This is a genomic window from Streptomyces sp. NPDC057099, assembly GCF_042671245.1.
In the GTDB taxonomy this organism is placed as follows: Bacteria; Actinomycetota; Actinomycetes; order Streptomycetales; family Streptomycetaceae; genus Streptomyces; species Streptomyces purpurascens.
Genome location: NZ_JBHUTX010000003.1, coordinates 301,446 through 318,844 on the forward strand (window position 1 = coordinate 301,446; position 17,399 = coordinate 318,844).

Sequence of the window (17,399 nt, forward strand, 5' to 3'; positions counted from 1 at the left end):
GGAGAGGGCCTGTCCAATCCCTTCTCCTAATCAGCTCATAACGCGGTTCTATAGCACGGCCAGGCGGTCTGAGATGTTTTCAGGAACCGCTTGACAGGGCGCTCGAGCCGCTGCGAAGGTCACAGGAAATGCTCATATGGCATGGGAAGGATGGGGTGTGGGAAAAGCACCAGCCCTGACGAACAGTGAAGTCGTGTCAGTTTCCGATGCGCGCATCGAGGCGGCTCTGGATGCCGGTGAGCCGGATATCGGAACGCTGTGGGAACTGTGCATGCTCTTCGAGTTCGACCGTGAGGAGACCGCCGACGGAATAGCCAAGTGGCTGGGCGATGCGGAGGGCCTCCGCATTCTCGACTGTGCCTGCGGAAGCGGCTTTCCCGCCCTGGAACTGATCCGCCGCGGCTATGACGTCACCTGCACCGACGGCAGCGAACTGATGCTGACGCACTTCCGGCGCAACGCCCGCGTCGAGGGTCTCGACGTCCGGCCCGAACTCGTGCTGTGGGAGGACCTCCCGCGCCGGCACGCCGAGGGCTTCGACGTGGTGATGAACCGCGGTGGGGGCAACTACATCTACGCCGGCGCCTGGGACGACGAAGGGCTGGCCGACCAGGCCGAGATGGCCGAGGCCATCGGGCAGTGGGTGGCCTGCGTGCGTCCTGGCGGGCGCTTCTACGTCGACATCACGCGTGCGGCGGACCTGGAGCGGCGCGAGGACCAGTCGGTCGTCCACCCCACCCTGCGCATCGGGCAGCACACCGTCGACATCGCCGAGTCCATCTCGATCGACCGGTCCACGGGTATCCGCACCTGGTCGAGCACCCTGACGGTGAACGGCAGCCGCCACGAGTTCCAGCGACGCTCCCGCTATCTGCGCCACGACCAGCTCGTCGAGATCCTCAAGGGCTGCGGCCTCGTCGACGTGCACAAGACGCCCGTCGACGGCGAGTACTACGACATCTACACCGGAGTGCGTGCCTGACATGAAATTCCGGTCACTGCACCCCAACCTCCGCATTCGCATCGTCGTGGGATCCGTGCAGCGCTTCCTCCACGTCATGGTCATGCCCCTGATGACCGTGTTCCTGGCCCAGCGGTTCGGTGTTGCGGTGGCGGGCGCGATGGTCCTGGTCATCGCGGTGTGCGAGGTGTCGGGATCGCTGATCGGTGGCTACCTGGCCGACATCCACGGCCGCCGTCCGCTGCTGCTGGCGGGCGAGGCGGGTGTCGTCGTCGCGTACGTGACGATGACAGCCGCCGCGATGCCCTGGTGGGAGAACGCCGGCGTCATCTACGCCGGCTTCCTCGCCGCGAGCCTCGCGTCCAACCTCGCGGTGCCGGCGAACGACGCGATGGTCGTCGACGTCAGCACCCCCGAGTCACGGCAGTTCGTGTACACGATCAACTACTGGTCCATCAACCTGGCCCTCGCCTGCGGCGTTCTCATCGGCGGCTTCCTGTACGCGGACTACTTCCCCCAGATGCTGGCGGGCGTCGCCGCCGGTTCGCTCGCCGTGCTGCTGATCACGTTCTTCAAGATCAGCGAGACGGCCCCGGCCGGTGCGGCCTCGGAGAAGGCCGAGTCGGCGCGCGCCTACGTCCGCAGCTTCGCCTCCGGATACCGCGCGGTCCTCGCCGACCGGCTCTTCTCGGCGCTCCTCATCGCGGCCACCCTGCGGATGGCAATCGAAGTACAGATCAACTACTACATCAACGTACGGGTGAGCGAGACCTTCGAGGAACAGCGGCTGTTCAGCTTCGGTTCCTGGGACGCCACGGTCAACGGAGTGGAGATCCTCGGCATCCTGCGCGCCGAGAACACGCTCCTGGTGGTCCTGCTCGCCCTGGTCGTCCACCGGGTGCTGCGCCGGATGAGCGACGCGCCGCGGCTGTACGCCGGCGTGATCCTGTTCACCGCCGGCTACATGGTGATGGCCGTGTCGGGCAACGGCTGGGTACTGCTCGTGGCCATGCTGGTCCTCACCGTCGGCGAGCTGCTCAACGTGCCCGTGCAGCAGACCATGCTGGCCGACCTGGTCCCCGAGCGGTCGCGCACCAAGTACATGGCGGTCTTCAACCTCAACGTCCGCCTCGCCCTGCTCATCGCCTCCCTGTGCATGACCCTCGGAGCGGTCGTCTCGAGCTGGGGTGTCGCGGCGCTCTACGGCCTCTTCGGAATCGTGATCCTCCTCAAGTACCGCACCGTCCTGGTCGCGCGCGCCCGGCAACGGGCCGTGCTCGACGGGGAGGGCTCCGAACTCGTGGGGCCGGCACAAGACTGAAAGGGAAACACATGGATTCGTCGCGGACGGACAGCCCTGTCGTCGACGTGCTGGGCGTGGGGTTCGGCCCGGCCAACCTGGCACTCGCGATCGCCGTCACCGAACACAACGAGACCGGCGGCCGAGTCCCGCTCACCGCCGAGTTCCTCGAACGCAAACCGGCGTTCGACTGGCACGGCGGCATGCTCATCGAGGGCGCCACCATGCAGGTGGCCTTCCTCAAGGACCTGGCGACGATGCGCAATCCGGTCAGCCGCTTCGGCTTCGTTCCCTATCTGCACGCCCGGGACCGGCTCGTCGACTTCATCAACCACAAGGTCCTGTATCCGTCCCGGGTGGAGTTCCACGACTACCTCTCGTGGTGCGCCGGCCAGCTGGAGCAGCTGGTGCGCTACGGCCACGAGATGGTCTCCGCCAGGCCCGTCGCCGAGGGCGGGGCCGTCACCCACTTCGAGGTCATCGCCCGCGACGAGAACACGGGCGAACTGGTCGTCAGGAGGGCCCGCAACCTGGTGCTCGCCCCGGGCCTCGTCCCTCGTATGCCCAGCGGGCTCGAGGTCTCCGCGCACGTACGGCACAGCTCGACCACGCTGCACGACCTCGCACGCCTGGACGCGTCGACGCGTACCCCGCGCCGATTCGTCGTCCTGGGGGCGGGACAGAGCGCCGCCGAGGTCGCCGACCACCTGCACCGCGCCTACCCGGCGGCCGAAGTGCACGCGGTCTTCTCCCGGTTCGGTTACAGCCAGGCCGACGACAGCCCCTTCGCCAACAGGATCTTCGACCCCTCGGCCGTCGACGACTTCCACGGTGCGCCGCCGCAGGTGAAGGGCTCGCTCTTCGGCTACCACGCCAACACCAACTACTCCGTCGTGGATGTCGACCTCATCGAGGAGATGTACCGCCGGATCTACCAGGACAAGATCGTCGGAGTGGAGCGCCTGCTCCTGCACAACGTCTCGGTGATGCGTGACGTCCAGGAATCCGACGAATCCGTGAAGCTGACCATCCATCACCAGCCGACCGGCCGCACCACCGACCTGGAGGCCGATCTGCTGGTCTGCGCCACCGGCTACCGGGCGGCCGACCCGCTCGATCTGCTCGGCCCCGCCGGAGACCTGCTGCGCCGGGACGCGGAGGGCAAGCTGCTCGTCGAGCGCGACTACCGGGTCGCCACCGCGTCCGAGACCGACGCGGGCGTGTACCTCTGCGGAGCCACCGAGCACTCCCACGGCATCACCTCCTCACTGCTGTCCAACGCCGCCGTACGCGCCGGCGAGATCCTCGACTCCGTGCTGGAACGCGCCGGACACGCGGTGGACCCGGCCGTCGCACGGCAGGACGCCGCCCCGGTCAAGGCCTACTGACCGCCGGGCCGGGACCGATGGACGCCCCACCAACGCGTGCTGAGAGAACGAGAGGCACATGATCACGACATTCCGAATCCACGAAGACAACGCGGCACCGGAGTTCGGCATGGCCTGCCAGCGTCTGGTGCCCTGGGCCGGGCCGGGCGAGGAGCCGCCCTTCGGCGCCATGGCCTGCTTCCTCTCCGCGGGAGACAGATCCGCGCCCGACTGCCACGACCAGGACGAGGTGATGATCACCTTGGGCGGCCGGGGCACGGTCGACGTCGGCGACGACAGCGCCGCCATCGACGCCGGCACGGTGCTGGTCATACCCCGCAACCAGGCCCACGTCGTGCACAACTCCGGCGACACCGGCCTCAGCTGGGTCTCCTTCTACTGGCCCCTGCACGAGCCGGAGAACCCGAGGAACGGGGACGAGTCATGAGCGCGTCCACCCTCACCTGGATCACCGCCACCCCGCCGACGCCCAACGGCGAACTGCACGTGGGCCACATGGCGGGCCCCTACCTCGCGGCCGACGTGCTGCGCCGCTTCACTCTCGCCGAGCGCGAACGCGTCCTGATGACCAGTGGCCTCGACGACCACCAGAGCTACGTCGCCGTGCGGGGGGAACTCGACGGGCACACCGGCGAGGAGATCGCGGACCTCAACGGCGAGCGCATCAGCCGCGGTTGGGAACTCGTCGGAGCCGACTTCGACCGGTTGGTCGCGCCCCGCAGGGACCCGGGATACGCCGAGTTCGTCCAGGCCTTCTTCCAGAAGCTGTACGACAACGGGGTCCTGGTGCCCCGCACCCGGCCGCTCCCCTACTGCGTGCCCTGCGACCGCTGGCTCTACGAGGCGTACGTCTCCGGAGGCTGTCCGCACTGCGGCAGTGGCTCCAACGGCAACGCCTGCGAGCCGTGCGGTCGGCCCAACGACTGCGGTGACCTCGTCGACCCGCACTGCGTCGTGTGCGGTGCGGCGGCCGAGCTGCGCCCGCAGACCCGCCTCTACCTGCCGCTGGCGCCCTTCGCCGACCGCCTGGCCCGCTTCTGGCGGGACACGCTGATGCCGCCGCACCTGCGCGCGCTGTGCGAGCGGATGCTCGGGGACGGCATGCCGGAGATCGCGGTCAGCCACCCCTCCGACTGGGGCGTCCCGGTGACCGTGCCCGGCTTCGAGGACCAGCGGACCTTCGTGTGGTTCGAGATGGCGCCCGGGTACCTCCTGCAGTGCGATCCCGACTCCGCCCGGCCCTCCGTCGGCCCGGTCCAGTTCTTCGGCTACGACAACGGCTACTTCCACGCCGTCCTCTTCCCGGCGCTCTTCATGGCCTGGGACCCGGAGATGCCGCTGGCCAGGGCGTTCGTCGTCAACGAGTTCTACCGGCTGGAGGGGAAGAAGTTCTCCACGAGCCGCCGGCACGCCGTGTGGGCGCTGGAGGCGCTGAAGGAGGGCGGTGCCGACGCCCTGCGCTTCCACGTGCTGCGTGACCGGCCCAACGGCCGCCAGACCAACTTCAGCCGCGGCGACCTCGTCCAGGCTCGCGAGCACCTCGACACCGTGTGGAACGACTGGCTGAACCGCCTGGTCCAGGCCCTGCGCGCGGAGACGGGCGGCGTCGCCCCGGCCCAGCGACCGGCCGGAGCCGACGGCTGGGAGTTGCTCGAAGCGCGCCTCACTCGCCTCTGCGGCGAGTTGCGCGAGGCCTACTCCGTCGAGGGTTTCGACACCCGCCGCGCGGTCGGTCTCCTCGACGAAGTCGTCCGCTGCGGGGCGGACTTCGGACATGTCCACCGCCACGAGCGGGAACGCCCCGCGGGCCGCGACGCGTATCGGGCCGCCCTGAGCGGCGAACTCGCCGTGGCATCGGCGCTGGCCGCCTGGGCCGCCCCGGTCGTCCCCATGGGCGCCGCCCGGCTGAGCGAGGCCCTGGGGTGGGACCCCGCGCGGCGCGTGGACGCGGCGGCACTGGCCCCGCCCCCGGCGGGGACGGTGCTCACGCTGCCGGACGGCCCGGTCTTCGGGAGCTGACGGCCGATGCGAACACGGGAAGTGCTCCTGCGCCCCCGGGTGGCCGTGGTGGGGCCCTTCAGCGGGCCGCGCGCAGCCTGGGGCGAACTCCTGAACAGTGCGGTCGACGCGGTGCGCCGGGCCCCGGTCGAGTGGGAGTTCTTCGACGACCTGGGTGACGCGGAGCAGGGCGGAGCCAGGGCGCGCGAGGTCGTCTCCGACGGTGGGTTCGCCGCGGTCGTCGGCCACTTCAACAGCCTCGGTGCCCGCGACGCCCTGCCGGTCTACAGGGAGCACCGGCTGCCGGTGCTGCTGCCGCTCGCCACGGCCCCCGGCCTGCTCGACGGGTCCGACGGCCTCGCGCTGAGGTTGTGCTCCGACGACGCCGGGCAGGCCGCGGCCGTGGTGGCGGCCTGCCGCGGGCAGGGGCACGAGCGCCTGGACGTGGTGCACGACGGTACCGGCTACGGGCTGCGGCTCGCCGGACTCCTGCGGGAGGCCGCCGAGCCGGAGCTGTCGGTGGGTGTCCACTCCGAGTGGCGCGCGACCCCGGGGGCGGCGATCGCCCTGTGCGGTGTCCACCACGGGGCGGCCGCACTGCTGCGGAGCCGGACGCCGCCGGATCCGGGACAGTGGATCGTCGCGACCGACGACTGCGACATACCCGAGTTCGCCGAGCTCGCGGGGGCCGCCGTCGAGGGCGTACGGGTCGCGCGGCTGACCGGAGGACCCGCGGCACGGGTCGTGGCGGCCTGCGCGGCGCTGGCAGGAGCTCTCGGCAAGCATCCGGAGCGCCGTGGTGAGCGGCTGGTGGAGACCGTGCGGGGCGAACTGGCCTGTGCGCTGGACGCGCGGGGTGAGCCGGTGGCCGGCTCGCCCGGCGCGGGCTGGGAGGTGCTGCCCGTCGCCGTCCCTCCCACGCCTCGGGCTTCCTTCGACGTAGCCGTGGTCGGGGCGGGCGTGGTCGGCAGGGCGACGGCGGCCGAAGTCGCGGAGCGCGGACGGTCGGTGGCGCTGCTGGACGGCGAGGGAGACGCCGCCAGCACGGTGTCCGGGGCACTGGTGCGCGCCTATGAGGCCGACACCGCCGAGCGGGTCCGGGCGATCAGATCCTTCCAGCTTCTGTGGGGCACCGAAGAGCGGGCGGCCGCCCACGGGTTCCGCAGGACCGGCTCGCTGGTCCTGTTCGGGCCCGGGGGCAGGGCCGCCGCGGACGAGGGAGTCGCCGACCTGGTCGCCGGGGGCCTTGCCGCCGAGGTCCTGGACATCGACGACGTGACCCGCCGCTGGCCCCTGATCGAGGGCAAAGGTCTCGAGGGCGCGGTGTGGGAGCCGGGCGGGGGGTACGCGGTGGCGGTCGTGGCGCTGGCCGCGATGACGGACCGGGCCCGCCGCGCCGGGGCGCACATCGTGCACGGCCCGGCGGCGCGGACGCTGGCCGCAGACGCCGGTTCCGGAGTCGTCGTGGACGGCCGGCTGCACGCGGCGGCGGCGGTGCTGGCGGCGGGCTGCGGCACGCCCGGACTGCTCGGTGAACACTGGCCTGCCGGGCACACCGCCCGCACCAAACGGATCCAGTACGCGATCTTCGAGCGGCCGACCGGGACGGGGAGCTCCCCGCTCCCCGCGCTGGTCGACCTGACCACCGGGATGTGGGCGCGGCCCGACGGCCTGGACGCGGTGCTGGCCGGGTTCCCGGTCGAGGAGTGGGACGTGCCGCCCGCCGCCGACACGGCCCTGACGGCTGCTCAGATCGGCCTTCTCCGAGAACGGGTGCGTTCGCGGCTGCCGTTCCTGACCGCGGCGAGGGCGCTCACCAGCGTACGTGGCCGCGATCTGTACGTCGGTCCGACAGCTCTGCTGGGACCCGTGCCCGGCCTTCCGCACACCGTGGTGGCCGCGGGCTGGTCGGGCTCCGGTTTCAAGTCGGCTCCGGCGGCGGCGGAAGCGGCGGCCGAGCTGGCTGCGGACGCGGCAGCCATGGCCCAGGCCGATACGGTGAGTGACGGTCGGGGTGGGTCGGCGAAGGGCGCCGAGAACCCCGAAACGCTCCCGGCGGGCTGACGGGGAGCGGGCCGCAGGCGGTCGACGAGGGCCGGGGAGCGAGAGGCTCCCCGGCCCTCGCCGTTTCCGTGTGACCGCTTCTGACCAGGTCGGATCGGACTGTGCCTGTTCATGGCCGGGTGCGGGGCGGAATTATCGGTCTGTCGTGCGAGACCTCATACCAGGGCGGGACGCTCAGCGTATGAGTTTGTCAACTGCCCACCGCACATGATGCGCTGGCGACTACTGTCAGTGGCCGTCGGGAAGCAGGACGGATCAGGGAGCGGGGACCGGCACGTGCAGGCGCAAGGCGGACGAGGGAGTCGACGCGACGGGGAGCCCCGCCGCCCACGCACCACCGACGCCGGTACGGCCACGGCCGTGGCCTCCGGCCCGGGCCAGGACCCGGATCCCGGTCGCGTCGGAGCCGGGCGGAGTCGGGGAGCGTCCGGACAGGCGCCCCGGAGGGCGCGGAAGCGGCCACGCGAGCCCGATCGCACGCCCGCGAGCCCCCCTGGCACCCCGGACCGACGGACCAGTACGAGGACACCGATGTCTCAGCTCCGCGCCCCGGCCCCACGCGCAGACCGCCGTGAGGGCGGGCGGCACGGGCGGCCGGCCGCCCGCACCGCACCCGCGCTGCCCGAGACCCACATACGGCCCCAACTGCTGCGTCTCGCCGTGCTGCCGCCCGTCGCCGTCGCCCTCAGCGGCTGCGCCGCCGTCCTCTTCACCGTCCGGTCCACCGGAGCGCGCCCGGGCCCCACGCTGTGGGCCGTGCTCGCCGGGGCGGTCTCGGTGACCCTCGTCGCCGTCGTCGTCGCCGCGGTGGCCGCCAACCGGGCCGCCCGGTCCGTGCACGACCGCGTCGGCGTCCTGCGCCGCACCACCGAGCGGCGCGAGGCCGATCTGCGCACCCTGGTCGAGACGCTGCGCCGCGGCGACGGCCCGCCGCAGCACGCTCCCGACGAGCAGCGCGGCGGTCCCGCCGAGGACTCCGACGACTTCGACCTCCTCGCCGCCGACCTGACCCGTGCGCACGACGGCGCCCTCACCGCCGTCGTCGAGGCCGCACAGCTCTCCAGCCAGGCGGGCAGCGAACAGAAGCTCGAGGTGTTCGTCAACCTCGCCCGGCGCCTGCAGTCACTGGTGCACCGTGAGATCTCCATCCTCGACGAGCTGGAGAACGAGATGGAGGACCCCGAGCTGCTCAAGGGGCTCTTCCACGTCGACCATCTCGCCACCCGCATCCGCCGGCACGCCGAGAACCTCGCCGTGCTCGGCGGGGCGGTCTCCCGCCGCCAGTGGAGCAACCCGGTCTCCATGACCGAGGTGCTGCGCTCGGCGATCGCCGAGGTCGAGCAGTACTCGCGGGTCAAACTCGTGCCGCCGATCGACGGCACCCTGCGCGGCCACGCCGTCGCCGACGTCATCCACCTGCTGGCCGAACTCGTCGAGAACGCCACGGTGTTCTCCGCCCCGCAGACGCAGGTGCTGCTGCGCGCCAACCTCGTCACCTCCGGGCTCGCCGTCGAGGTCGAGGACCGCGGACTCGGCATGCCCGTCGAGGAGCAGGCGCGGATGAACGCCCTGCTCGCCGACCCGGACCAGGTGAACGTCGCCCGGCTTCTCGCGGACGGCCGTATCGGCCTGTTCGTGGTCTCACAGCTCGCCCGGCGGCACGGCATCAACGTCCGCCTCCAGACCAACATCTACGGCGGAGTGCAGGCGGTGCTCGTCGTGCCGCAGGCACTGCTGGGGGCTCGGGCCGGCGCGCCGGAGGGCACCGGGCAGCCTGAGTCCGAGCCGGCAGCGGAGTCCGGGAGGCCGTCCTCGACCGAGGCGGCGGTGGCGGTGGCCGGCGGGATGGGCCACGGCGGCCCGCCCGATTCCGGATCCGCTCCCGCGTCAGGGGCCTCGACGGCATACGGATTCTCGTCCGTGTCGGGTGCCGCGTCCGAGCCAGTGCCGTCGGTCCCGCCCCCCGCACCCATCGCGTTCCGGGCGCACCAGCGGGAAACCGAACCGGACTCGGGCGGCACCCCGAAGAACGGCCACCCCGCGCCCCTGCCCATGCGCGGCACCCGTCGGGAACGGCCCACCCCGGCCGAGGCACGTCCCGGGATCGGCCCGGACGACCGGCGCGTCCTCGCCGGGAACGTGACCGAGCCGCCCACCCCCCGCAACGGCGCCGTGCGCGGCACCATGGGCAAACCCCAACTGCCCCGCCGCCGCGCCCAGGAGCACATCGCACCCCAGCTGCGCGACGGTCCCACGCCGCGCCAGGACCCCGAGCACCTCGTCGGCCACGACCCCGGCCTGATGGCGGCCTTCCAGCGCGGCATCAGCCTCGCCGAGGCGGCGCACACCGACCACAGCACCACCACCCGGCAGGACGGGAGCGCACCCGCCGGATGACCACCCCCGTATCCACCCCCACACCCATGTCCACCCCCGCCCCCAGCGCTCCCGCAGACCTTCGTACCCCAAGGAGTCGATCCACGATGGCGAGTGATGCGCCGACCGCGCAGGTGTCCGATCTCGACTGGCTGATGAGCGGCCTCGTGCAGCGCGTACCGCACACGAACGCCGCGGTGCTCCTGTCCTGCGACGGGCTCGTGAAGTCCGTGCACGGCCTCGACCCGGACAGCGCCGACCACATGGCCGCGCTGGCCTCCGGCCTCTACTCCCTCGGCCGCAGCGCCGGCGTCCGCTTCGGCGACGGCGGTGACGTACGGCAGGTCGTCGTCGAACTCGACTCGACCCTGCTGTTCGTCACCACCGCCGGCTCCGGCACCTGCCTGGCCGTGCTCGCCGGCCGCGAGGCCGACGCGGCCGTGCTCGGCTACGAGATGGCGATGCTCGTCAAGAGCGTCCGCCCCTACCTGGTCACCGCTCCCCGGCAGCAGTCCGTCGAACCCCCGGCGATGAGGCCTTGACCGTGACGGCGGCCGGTGACGGGCCCTGGCTCGACGACGCGGCCGGGCGGCTGGTGCGCCCGTTCACCGTCAGCAACGGCCGCACCCGTCCCACCGTCGCGCTCGACCTCATGTCGCAGCTGATGGCCACCGGGGCGACCCCCCTCGGCTATCTCGGCCTCGAGCACACCCAGGCGCTCGACCTGTGCCGCGCGCCCGTCGCGGTCGCCGAGGTCGCCGCCCATCTGAAACTGCCGGTGGCCGTCACCAAGGTGCTGCTGGCGGATCTCGTGGACTGCGGGGCGCTGACCACCAAGCCCCCCGCGTTCTACCACAACCCGACGGACCGGGCTCTTCTGGAGGCAGTGCTCGATGGACTACGACGACAGCTCTGACTACGCCGACGGACCGCGCGGCAGCGCCGATCCGTTCCCCACCGCGCTCAAGATCCTGGTCGCGGGCGGATTCGGCGTGGGCAAGACGACCTTCGTCGGCGCGGTCAGCGAGATCGCGCCGCTCAGCACGGAGGAGCTTCTCACCACCGTCGGTGCCGCGACCGACAACCTCGACGGCATCGAGAACAAGGTCGAGACGACCGTGGCCATGGACTTCGGCCGCATCACCCTCGACCCCGAACATGTGCTGTACCTGTTCGGCACACCCGGCCAGGAACGATTCTGGTTCATGTGGGACGAGTTGTGCGAGGGCGCTCTCGGGGCGGTCATCCTCGCCGACACCCGCCGTCTGGAGGAGTGTTTCGCGGCGGTCGACTTCTTCGAACAGCGCGGCCTCGGCTTCATCATCGCCGTCAACGAGTTCGACGGCTCCCACCGCTACGACCCCGAGGAGGTGCGCGCGGCCCTCGACCTGACCGAGGACGTCCCCGTCGTGTGCTGCGACGCCCGGATCTCCAGCTCCGGGGTCCGGACCCTGCTGACCCTCGTCCGCCACCTCATCGCCCACACCCCGGCCCCCACGACGGGGTACAGCGCCCATATGTGACCCCCTCACACCTGCCACGGAGCCCCTGTATGACGCATGCCCACACTTCGCGAGTACGCCCATGAGCTACGACCCGCCGCGCCCGGCCGGTCGTCTGCTGCTCACCCCCGAGGACAAGGAGGCCCCCGCCCGCACCCACCGACTGCGCCGGCTGGGCCTGGGTGAGCGTCCCGAACCCGCGCTCGACGCCTTCGCGCGCCGCCTCGCCGAGTTCACCGGGGCGCCCTACGCCATGGTCAACTTCCCCGACGAGCAGCGGCAGTTCTACGCGGGCCTGTACGTCCCGGCCGTCGCGCCGGTGGTGCGCGGCGACGGCACCAGCCCTCAGGTGGGCCGTGCCCTGCCCCGCGACCATGGCTTCTGCCCCCATGTGGTGGCGCGACGCAAGGCCCTGGTCCTGGAGGACGTCCGCGACTATCCGCGGTTCGCGGGCAACCCGGTGGTCGACGAGTTCGGCATCCGCTCCTATCTGGGGGCACCGCTCCTCGACGGCACGGGGCTGGTGCTGGGCACGGTCAGTGTCGCCGACGTCGAGCCGCGGCCCTGGGGGAAGCCGGGCCTGACGGCCATCAAGGAACACGCCGCGCAGCTCGTCCTGAGGCTGGAGGGCCTGGACGGCTCGCTGCCCTACTGACCGCCCGGGTTCGCGCGGCCTCCCCTGGGGGCGTGAAGGAAAGCTGAGGCGGCGCTTAAGAAAGTCTCGATGGACCGGTGCGGCCGCAGTACGGCAGATTGCAGTGCGATCCCACTCCTCTCCCGGCCCAGGGGCTTCTTCGGCATGCCCGGAGCCGGGACTCACCCTCAGGAGCCCCAGCGGTGAAGGCACTGGTCAAAGAGAAGGCGGAGCCCGGGCTGTGGCTCACGGACGTCCCGGAGCCCGCCGTCGGGGCCGGTGACGTACTGATCAAGGTGCTGCGCACCGGTATCTGCGGCACCGACCTGCACATCAGAGCCTGGGACGGCTGGGCGCGGCAGACCATCGGCACCCCGCTCGTGCTGGGGCACGAGTTCGTCGGCGAGGTCGTGGAGACCGGGCGGGACGTCACCGACATCGGCATCGGCGACCGGGTGAGCGGCGAGGGACATCTGGTGTGCGGCAAGTGCCGCAACTGCCTGGCGGGCCGCCGTCATCTGTGCCGGGCCACCGTGGGGCTGGGCGTGGGCCGGGACGGGGCGTTCGCCGAGTACGTGGCGCTGCCCGCCGCCAACGTCTGGGTGCACCGGGTGCCCGTCGACCTCGACGTGGCCGCGATCTTCGACCCGTTCGGCAACGCCGTGCACACCGCGCTGTCGTTCTCGCTCGTCGGCGAGGACGTCCTGATCACCGGCGCGGGTCCCATCGGGCTGATGGCCGCGGCAGTGGCCCGGCACGCCGGCGCCCGCAACGTCGTGATCACCGACGTCAGTCCGGAGCGGCTGGAGCTGGCCCGCAAGATCGGGGTGAGCCTCGCGCTCGACGTCTCCGGCGCGACCATCGCCGACGGACAGCGCACGCTCGGTCTGCGCGAGGGCTTCGACATCGGCCTGGAGATGTCCGGCCGCCCCGAGGCCATGCGCGACATGATCGCCAACATGACGCACGGCGGCCGGATCGCCATGCTCGGCCTGCCCGCCGAGGAGTTCCCCGTCGACTGGGCCCGGATCGTCACCTCGATGATCACCGTCAAGGGCATCTACGGCCGCGAGATGTTCGAGACCTGGTACGCGATGTCCGTGCTGCTCGAAGGCGGCCTCGACCTCTCGCCCGTCATCACCGGCCGGTACGGCTTCCGCGACTTCGAGGCGGCGTTCGCCGACGCGGCGAGCGGCCTCGGCGGCAAGGTCATCCTCGACTGGACCGCGTAACTCCCCCTTCTTTCAGCACGTTTCTCCGCGACCCTTTCAGGAGCCCTCATGTTCGACTCCGTGCGCGACGACCTGCGCGTCACCCTCGACGAGATCCGCGCCGCCGGTCTGCACAAGCCCGAGCGCGTGATCGGCACCCCGCAGTCGGCCACCGTGAACGTCACCGCGGGCGGCCGTCCCGGCGAGGTCCTCAACTTCTGCGCCAACAACTACCTCGGCCTCGCCGACCACCCCGAGGTCGTCGCGGCCGCCCACGAGGCCCTGGACCGCTGGGGCTACGGCATGGCCTCCGTCCGCTTCATCTGCGGCACGCAGGAGGTGCACAAGGAACTCGAGGCGCGGCTGTCGGCGTTCCTCGGCCAGGAGGACACGATCCTGTACTCCTCCTGCTTCGACGCCAACGGCGGCGTGTTCGAGACGCTGCTCGGTCCGGAGGACGCGGTCATCTCCGACGCGCTCAACCACGCGTCGATCATCGACGGCATCCGGCTGTCCAAGGCCCGCCGCCTGCGCTACGCCAACCGTGACCTGGCCGAGCTGGAGGCCCGTCTGAAGGAGGCGTCCGACGCGCGGCGCCGGCTCATCGTCACCGACGGCGTCTTCTCCATGGACGGCTATGTGGCGCCGCTGCGCGAGATCTGCGACCTGGCCGACCGCTACGACGCGATGGTCATGGTCGACGACTCGCACGCCGTCGGCTTCGTCGGCCCCGGCGGGCGCGGCACGCCCGAACTGCACGGCGTCATGGACCGCGTCGACATCATCACCGGCACCCTCGGCAAGGCCCTCGGCGGCGCGTCCGGCGGCTATGTGGCGGCCCGCGCCGAGATCGTCGCCCTGCTGCGCCAGCGCTCCCGGCCGTACCTCTTCTCCAACACGCTCGCCCCGGTGATCGCGGCGGCCTCCCTGAAGGTCATCGACCTGCTGGAGTCCGCGGACGACCTGCGCGTCCGCCTCGCCGAGAACACGGCCCTCTTCCGCGGCCGGATGACCGAGGAGGGCTTCGACGTCCTCCCCGGCGACCACGCCATCGCACCGGTGATGATCGGTGACGCGGCCGTCGCCGGGCGCATGGCGGAGTTGCTGCTGGAGCGCGGCGTGTACGTGATCGGCTTCTCCTACCCGGTCGTGCCACAGGGGGCGGCCCGGATCCGGGTCCAGCTCTCGGCCGCGCACTCGACCGAGGACGTCAACCGCGCGGTGGACGCGTTCGTGGCGGCACGGGCCGAGCTGGACGCCGAGCAGGCCTGAGCGGCGCGTTTGAGACAATCGATCGCATGATCGAAGCGCGGCGGCTCCACATCCTCCGTGCGGTGGCGGACCACCGTACGGTGACGGCGGCTGCCGCCGCGCTGTACCTCACCCCGTCGGCCGTCTCCCAGCAGCTCGCCGCGCTGGAGCAGGAGACCGGGCACCGGCTCGTCGAACGCGGCGCCAAGGGCGTACGGCTCACCCCCGCCGGTGAGATCCTGCTCAACCACACCAACGCGGTCCTCGCCCAGCTGGAGCGGGCCGAGGCCGAGCTGGCCGCGTACAGCTCGGGAGCGGCGGGCACCGTCACGGTCGCCGCCTTCGCGACCGGCATCGCCCTGGTCGTGGCGCCCGCGGTGGCCCGGCTCGCCGAGTCCGCGCCCGGGATCCGCCTCCGCGTCCAGGACGCCGAGGGCGACGCCAGCCTGCCGATGGTGCTGGACCGGCAGGTCGATGTCGCCGTCGCCGTCGAGTACCGCGGTGCCCCGCCCGCCGACGACCCGCGACTGGCCCACGTCCCGCTGTACGCCGAGCCCTTCGACGCCGTCGTGCCGGTCACCCACCGTCTGTCCGGCGCGCCGGAGGTCCCGCTCGCCGAACTGTCCAAGGACCCCTGGATCGGCCCGTACCCCGGCAACCCCTGCCATGACGTGGTGGTCCTGGCCTGCGAGAACGCCGGCTTCCAGCCTCGTATGGAGCACTCCTCGGACGACTTCCGCGCGGTCGTCGCCCTCGCCTCCGCCGACGCCGGTGTCGCCCTCGTACCGCGCTCGGCGCTGCGCGGCATGGACCTGACGGGCGTGGTCGTCCGCCCCGTCGACGGCACCGCACCCACCCGGCGGGTCTTCGCCGCCGTCCGCCGGGGAGCCGAGGAGCATCCCCTGATCCGCCCGGTGCTGGACGCGCTCGGTGCGGTGGGACAGGCGCAGCCGCTGCCGGTGTGAGGATCGCGAAACCCGGTTGTCTCATATCCGGGATAGCGTCCCGAATATGAGAACCGATGGCGATGGTGCGGACCCCGTCGACACCCGGCTGGGTGTCCTCCTGGCCGAGCTGCGGGCCGAACACGGCTGGTCCCTGGGCGAGTTGGCCGACCGCAGTGGAGTGAGCAGGTCCACCCTGTCCCGGGCCGAGCGGGCGGAGATCAGTCCCACGGCCTCGCTGCTGAACCGGCTGTGCGCCGTCTACGGGCGGACCATGTCCCAGCTGCTCAGCGAGGTCGAGGCCGAACCGGCACCCGTGGTGCGGGCGACCGACCAGCCACGCTGGCAGGACCAGGCCTCCGGATTCGTACGGCGGTCCGTGTCCCCGCCGCACTCCGCCCTGCGCGGCGAACTCGTCGAGGCCCGCCTCTCACCCGGCGCCGACATCGCCTACGATCGTCCGCCCGTCGCCGGCCTGGAGCAGCACATCTGGGTCCTGGAAGGCGCCCTCGACGTGACCGCGCAGGACGCCGAACACCACCTCGGCACCGGCGACTGCCTGCGCATGCGCGTGTGGGGGCCGACCCGGTTCCGGTGCGCCGCTCCCGAGGGCGTGCGGTACCTGCTGGCGGTGGTGCGGCCGTGATCGTCAATCGTCTCGGCGAAGCGCAACTGGCAGCGGACATAGGGAAGTTGGCGGACTTGCTGGCCGCCACCGTCGACACCGGTGCCTCGGTCGGCTTCCTCGCCCCGCTCGACCGCGCGGAGGCTCTCGCCTGGTGGGCGGAGCGGGCCGCAGACGTGGCCGCGGGCCGGCTCGTCGTGTGGGCCGCGTACGACGGGGACCGGGTGCAGGGCACCGTGAGCCTCGCCTTCCCGGGCAAGGCCAACAGTCGGCACCGCGCCGAACTCGTCAAGCTCATGGTGGACCCGGACGCCCGCGGGCGCGGCCTCGGCCGCAGGCTTTTGGCGACTGCGGAGGACGCCGCAGCGGCGGCCGGGGTCACCCTCCTGCACCTGGACACCGAGACCGGCAGCCCCGCCGAGCGGCTGTACCGGTCCGCCGGCTGGACCGCGATCGGCGCGATCCCCGACTACGCGGCGAGCCCCGACGGAGTGCTCCGGCCGACGACGATCTACTACAAGCGCATCCCCGCAGGCGCTCTCACCAGGTGACTGTCAGTGGGAGGGGCTACCGTGCCTGCCATGCCGGATGCCGAAGACGTACGACGTATCGCCCTCTCCCTGCCGGACACGACGGAGAAGATCGCCTGGAGCATGCCCACCTTCCGGGTCGCGGGAAAGATGTTCGCGACGCTGCCCGAGGACGAGACGTCCGTCGCCGTGCGCTGCCCCAAGGTGGAGCGGGACGAACTGGTGCTCGCCGAGCCGAAGAAATTCTGGATCGCCGACCACGAGGCGTCGTTCGCCTGGGTGCGGGCCCGTCTCGACGCACTGGAGGACGAGGGCGAGCTGCGGGTCGTCCTCGCCGACTCCTGGCGCCAGGCGGCCCCGAACCGGCTCCTGGACGCGCATCCCCGGCTGGGACTCCCGACGGAGGAGTGACGTCCCCCCGGGGGCCGGCCCCCGGAAACGGATGCGCGATCACCGGCGCGAGTGCGGTATTGTTTCCCTGCGCGTTCGGCCGGGGGAACCCCCAGGTCAGACGGGCAACGGGACGTGGCGCAGCTTGGTAGCGCACTTGACTGGGGGTCAAGGGGTCGCAGGTTCAAATCCTGTCGTCCCGACAGAATCGACCAGCGGGTCTGC

General features: G+C 71.8%; 17 protein-coding genes and 1 tRNA gene. All 18 read left to right on the forward strand.

The window, feature by feature from the left end; translation table 11 throughout:
- Window positions 1-193: 193 nt before the first annotated feature.
- The 18 genes from ACFT4A_RS06025 to ACFT4A_RS06110 all read left to right on the forward strand — a co-directional run bounded on the left by ACFT4A_RS06025 (window position 194) and on the right by ACFT4A_RS06110 (window position 17,377).
- The gene (locus ACFT4A_RS06025; protein ID WP_382826365.1) at window positions 194-982 is read left to right on the forward strand and encodes a class I SAM-dependent methyltransferase; all 789 of its coding nucleotides are present in this window, start codon (window positions 194-196) and stop codon (window positions 980-982) included.
- Between the two features lies 1 nt (window position 983).
- The gene (locus tag ACFT4A_RS06030) at window positions 984-2,282 is read left to right on the forward strand and encodes an MFS transporter (RefSeq protein ID WP_382826634.1); all 1,299 of its coding nucleotides are present in this window, start codon (window positions 984-986) and stop codon (window positions 2,280-2,282) included.
- A gap of 11 nt (window positions 2,283-2,293) precedes the next feature.
- Complete coding sequence (locus ACFT4A_RS06035; protein ID WP_382826367.1) at window positions 2,294-3,649, forward strand: lysine N(6)-hydroxylase/L-ornithine N(5)-oxygenase family protein; 1,356 nt, start codon at window positions 2,294-2,296, stop codon at window positions 3,647-3,649.
- Between the two features lie 58 nt (window positions 3,650-3,707).
- Window positions 3,708-4,076: a cupin domain-containing protein gene (locus tag ACFT4A_RS06040; RefSeq protein WP_382826368.1), complete on the forward strand. Its 369-nt coding sequence runs from the start codon at window positions 3,708-3,710 to the stop codon at window positions 4,074-4,076.
- A complete protein-coding gene (locus tag ACFT4A_RS06045) occupies window positions 4,073-5,668 on the forward strand; it encodes a class I tRNA ligase family protein (RefSeq protein WP_382826370.1) in 1,596 nt (531 codons plus the stop codon). The genes ACFT4A_RS06040 and ACFT4A_RS06045 overlap by 4 nt, the downstream gene beginning before the upstream one ends.
- Before the next feature lie 6 nt (window positions 5,669-5,674).
- A complete protein-coding gene (locus tag ACFT4A_RS06050) occupies window positions 5,675-7,711 on the forward strand; it encodes an FAD-dependent oxidoreductase (protein ID WP_382826372.1) in 2,037 nt (678 codons plus the stop codon).
- A gap of 531 nt (window positions 7,712-8,242) precedes the next feature.
- Entirely contained in the window at window positions 8,243-10,108 is a 1,866-nt protein-coding gene (locus tag ACFT4A_RS06055) for a sensor histidine kinase (protein ID WP_382826374.1), read from the forward strand.
- Between the two features lie 86 nt (window positions 10,109-10,194).
- The gene (locus ACFT4A_RS06060; protein ID WP_215117258.1) at window positions 10,195-10,629 is read left to right on the forward strand and encodes a roadblock/LC7 domain-containing protein; all 435 of its coding nucleotides are present in this window, start codon (window positions 10,195-10,197) and stop codon (window positions 10,627-10,629) included.
- Window positions 10,630-10,631: 2 nt separating this feature from the next.
- Window positions 10,632-11,003: a DUF742 domain-containing protein gene (locus ACFT4A_RS06065; protein ID WP_189726304.1), complete on the forward strand. Its 372-nt coding sequence runs from the start codon at window positions 10,632-10,634 to the stop codon at window positions 11,001-11,003.
- Complete coding sequence (locus tag ACFT4A_RS06070) at window positions 10,981-11,610, forward strand: ATP/GTP-binding protein (protein WP_382826376.1); 630 nt, start codon at window positions 10,981-10,983, stop codon at window positions 11,608-11,610. Before ACFT4A_RS06065 ends, ACFT4A_RS06070 begins: the two co-directional genes overlap by 23 nt.
- A 61-nt stretch (window positions 11,611-11,671) precedes the next feature.
- Entirely contained in the window at window positions 11,672-12,244 is a 573-nt protein-coding gene (locus tag ACFT4A_RS06075; RefSeq protein WP_359889626.1) for a GAF domain-containing protein, read from the forward strand.
- A 182-nt stretch (window positions 12,245-12,426) separates the two neighbouring features.
- The gene (gene tdh / locus ACFT4A_RS06080; RefSeq protein WP_382826377.1) at window positions 12,427-13,455 is read left to right on the forward strand and encodes an L-threonine 3-dehydrogenase; all 1,029 of its coding nucleotides are present in this window, start codon (window positions 12,427-12,429) and stop codon (window positions 13,453-13,455) included.
- Window positions 13,456-13,503: 48 nt separating this feature from the next.
- Window positions 13,504-14,706: a glycine C-acetyltransferase gene (locus ACFT4A_RS06085; RefSeq protein ID WP_382826379.1), complete on the forward strand. Its 1,203-nt coding sequence runs from the start codon at window positions 13,504-13,506 to the stop codon at window positions 14,704-14,706.
- 26 nt (window positions 14,707-14,732) lie between these two features.
- Window positions 14,733-15,650, forward strand: a complete 918-nt coding sequence (locus tag ACFT4A_RS06090; protein ID WP_382826380.1) for a LysR family transcriptional regulator — start codon at window positions 14,733-14,735, stop codon at window positions 15,648-15,650.
- A 46-nt stretch (window positions 15,651-15,696) separates the two neighbouring features.
- Window positions 15,697-16,275, forward strand: a complete 579-nt coding sequence (locus tag ACFT4A_RS06095) for a helix-turn-helix domain-containing protein (protein ID WP_382826382.1) — start codon at window positions 15,697-15,699, stop codon at window positions 16,273-16,275.
- A complete protein-coding gene (locus ACFT4A_RS06100) occupies window positions 16,272-16,805 on the forward strand; it encodes a GNAT family N-acetyltransferase (protein WP_382826383.1) in 534 nt (177 codons plus the stop codon). The genes ACFT4A_RS06095 and ACFT4A_RS06100 overlap by 4 nt, the downstream gene beginning before the upstream one ends.
- A gap of 30 nt (window positions 16,806-16,835) precedes the next feature.
- Entirely contained in the window at window positions 16,836-17,195 is a 360-nt protein-coding gene (locus tag ACFT4A_RS06105; RefSeq protein ID WP_382826384.1) for an MmcQ/YjbR family DNA-binding protein, read from the forward strand.
- A gap of 108 nt (window positions 17,196-17,303) precedes the next feature.
- Window positions 17,304-17,377: transfer RNA gene (locus tag ACFT4A_RS06110), tRNA-Pro, on the forward strand.
- The last annotated feature ends 22 nt before the right edge of the window (window positions 17,378-17,399 follow it).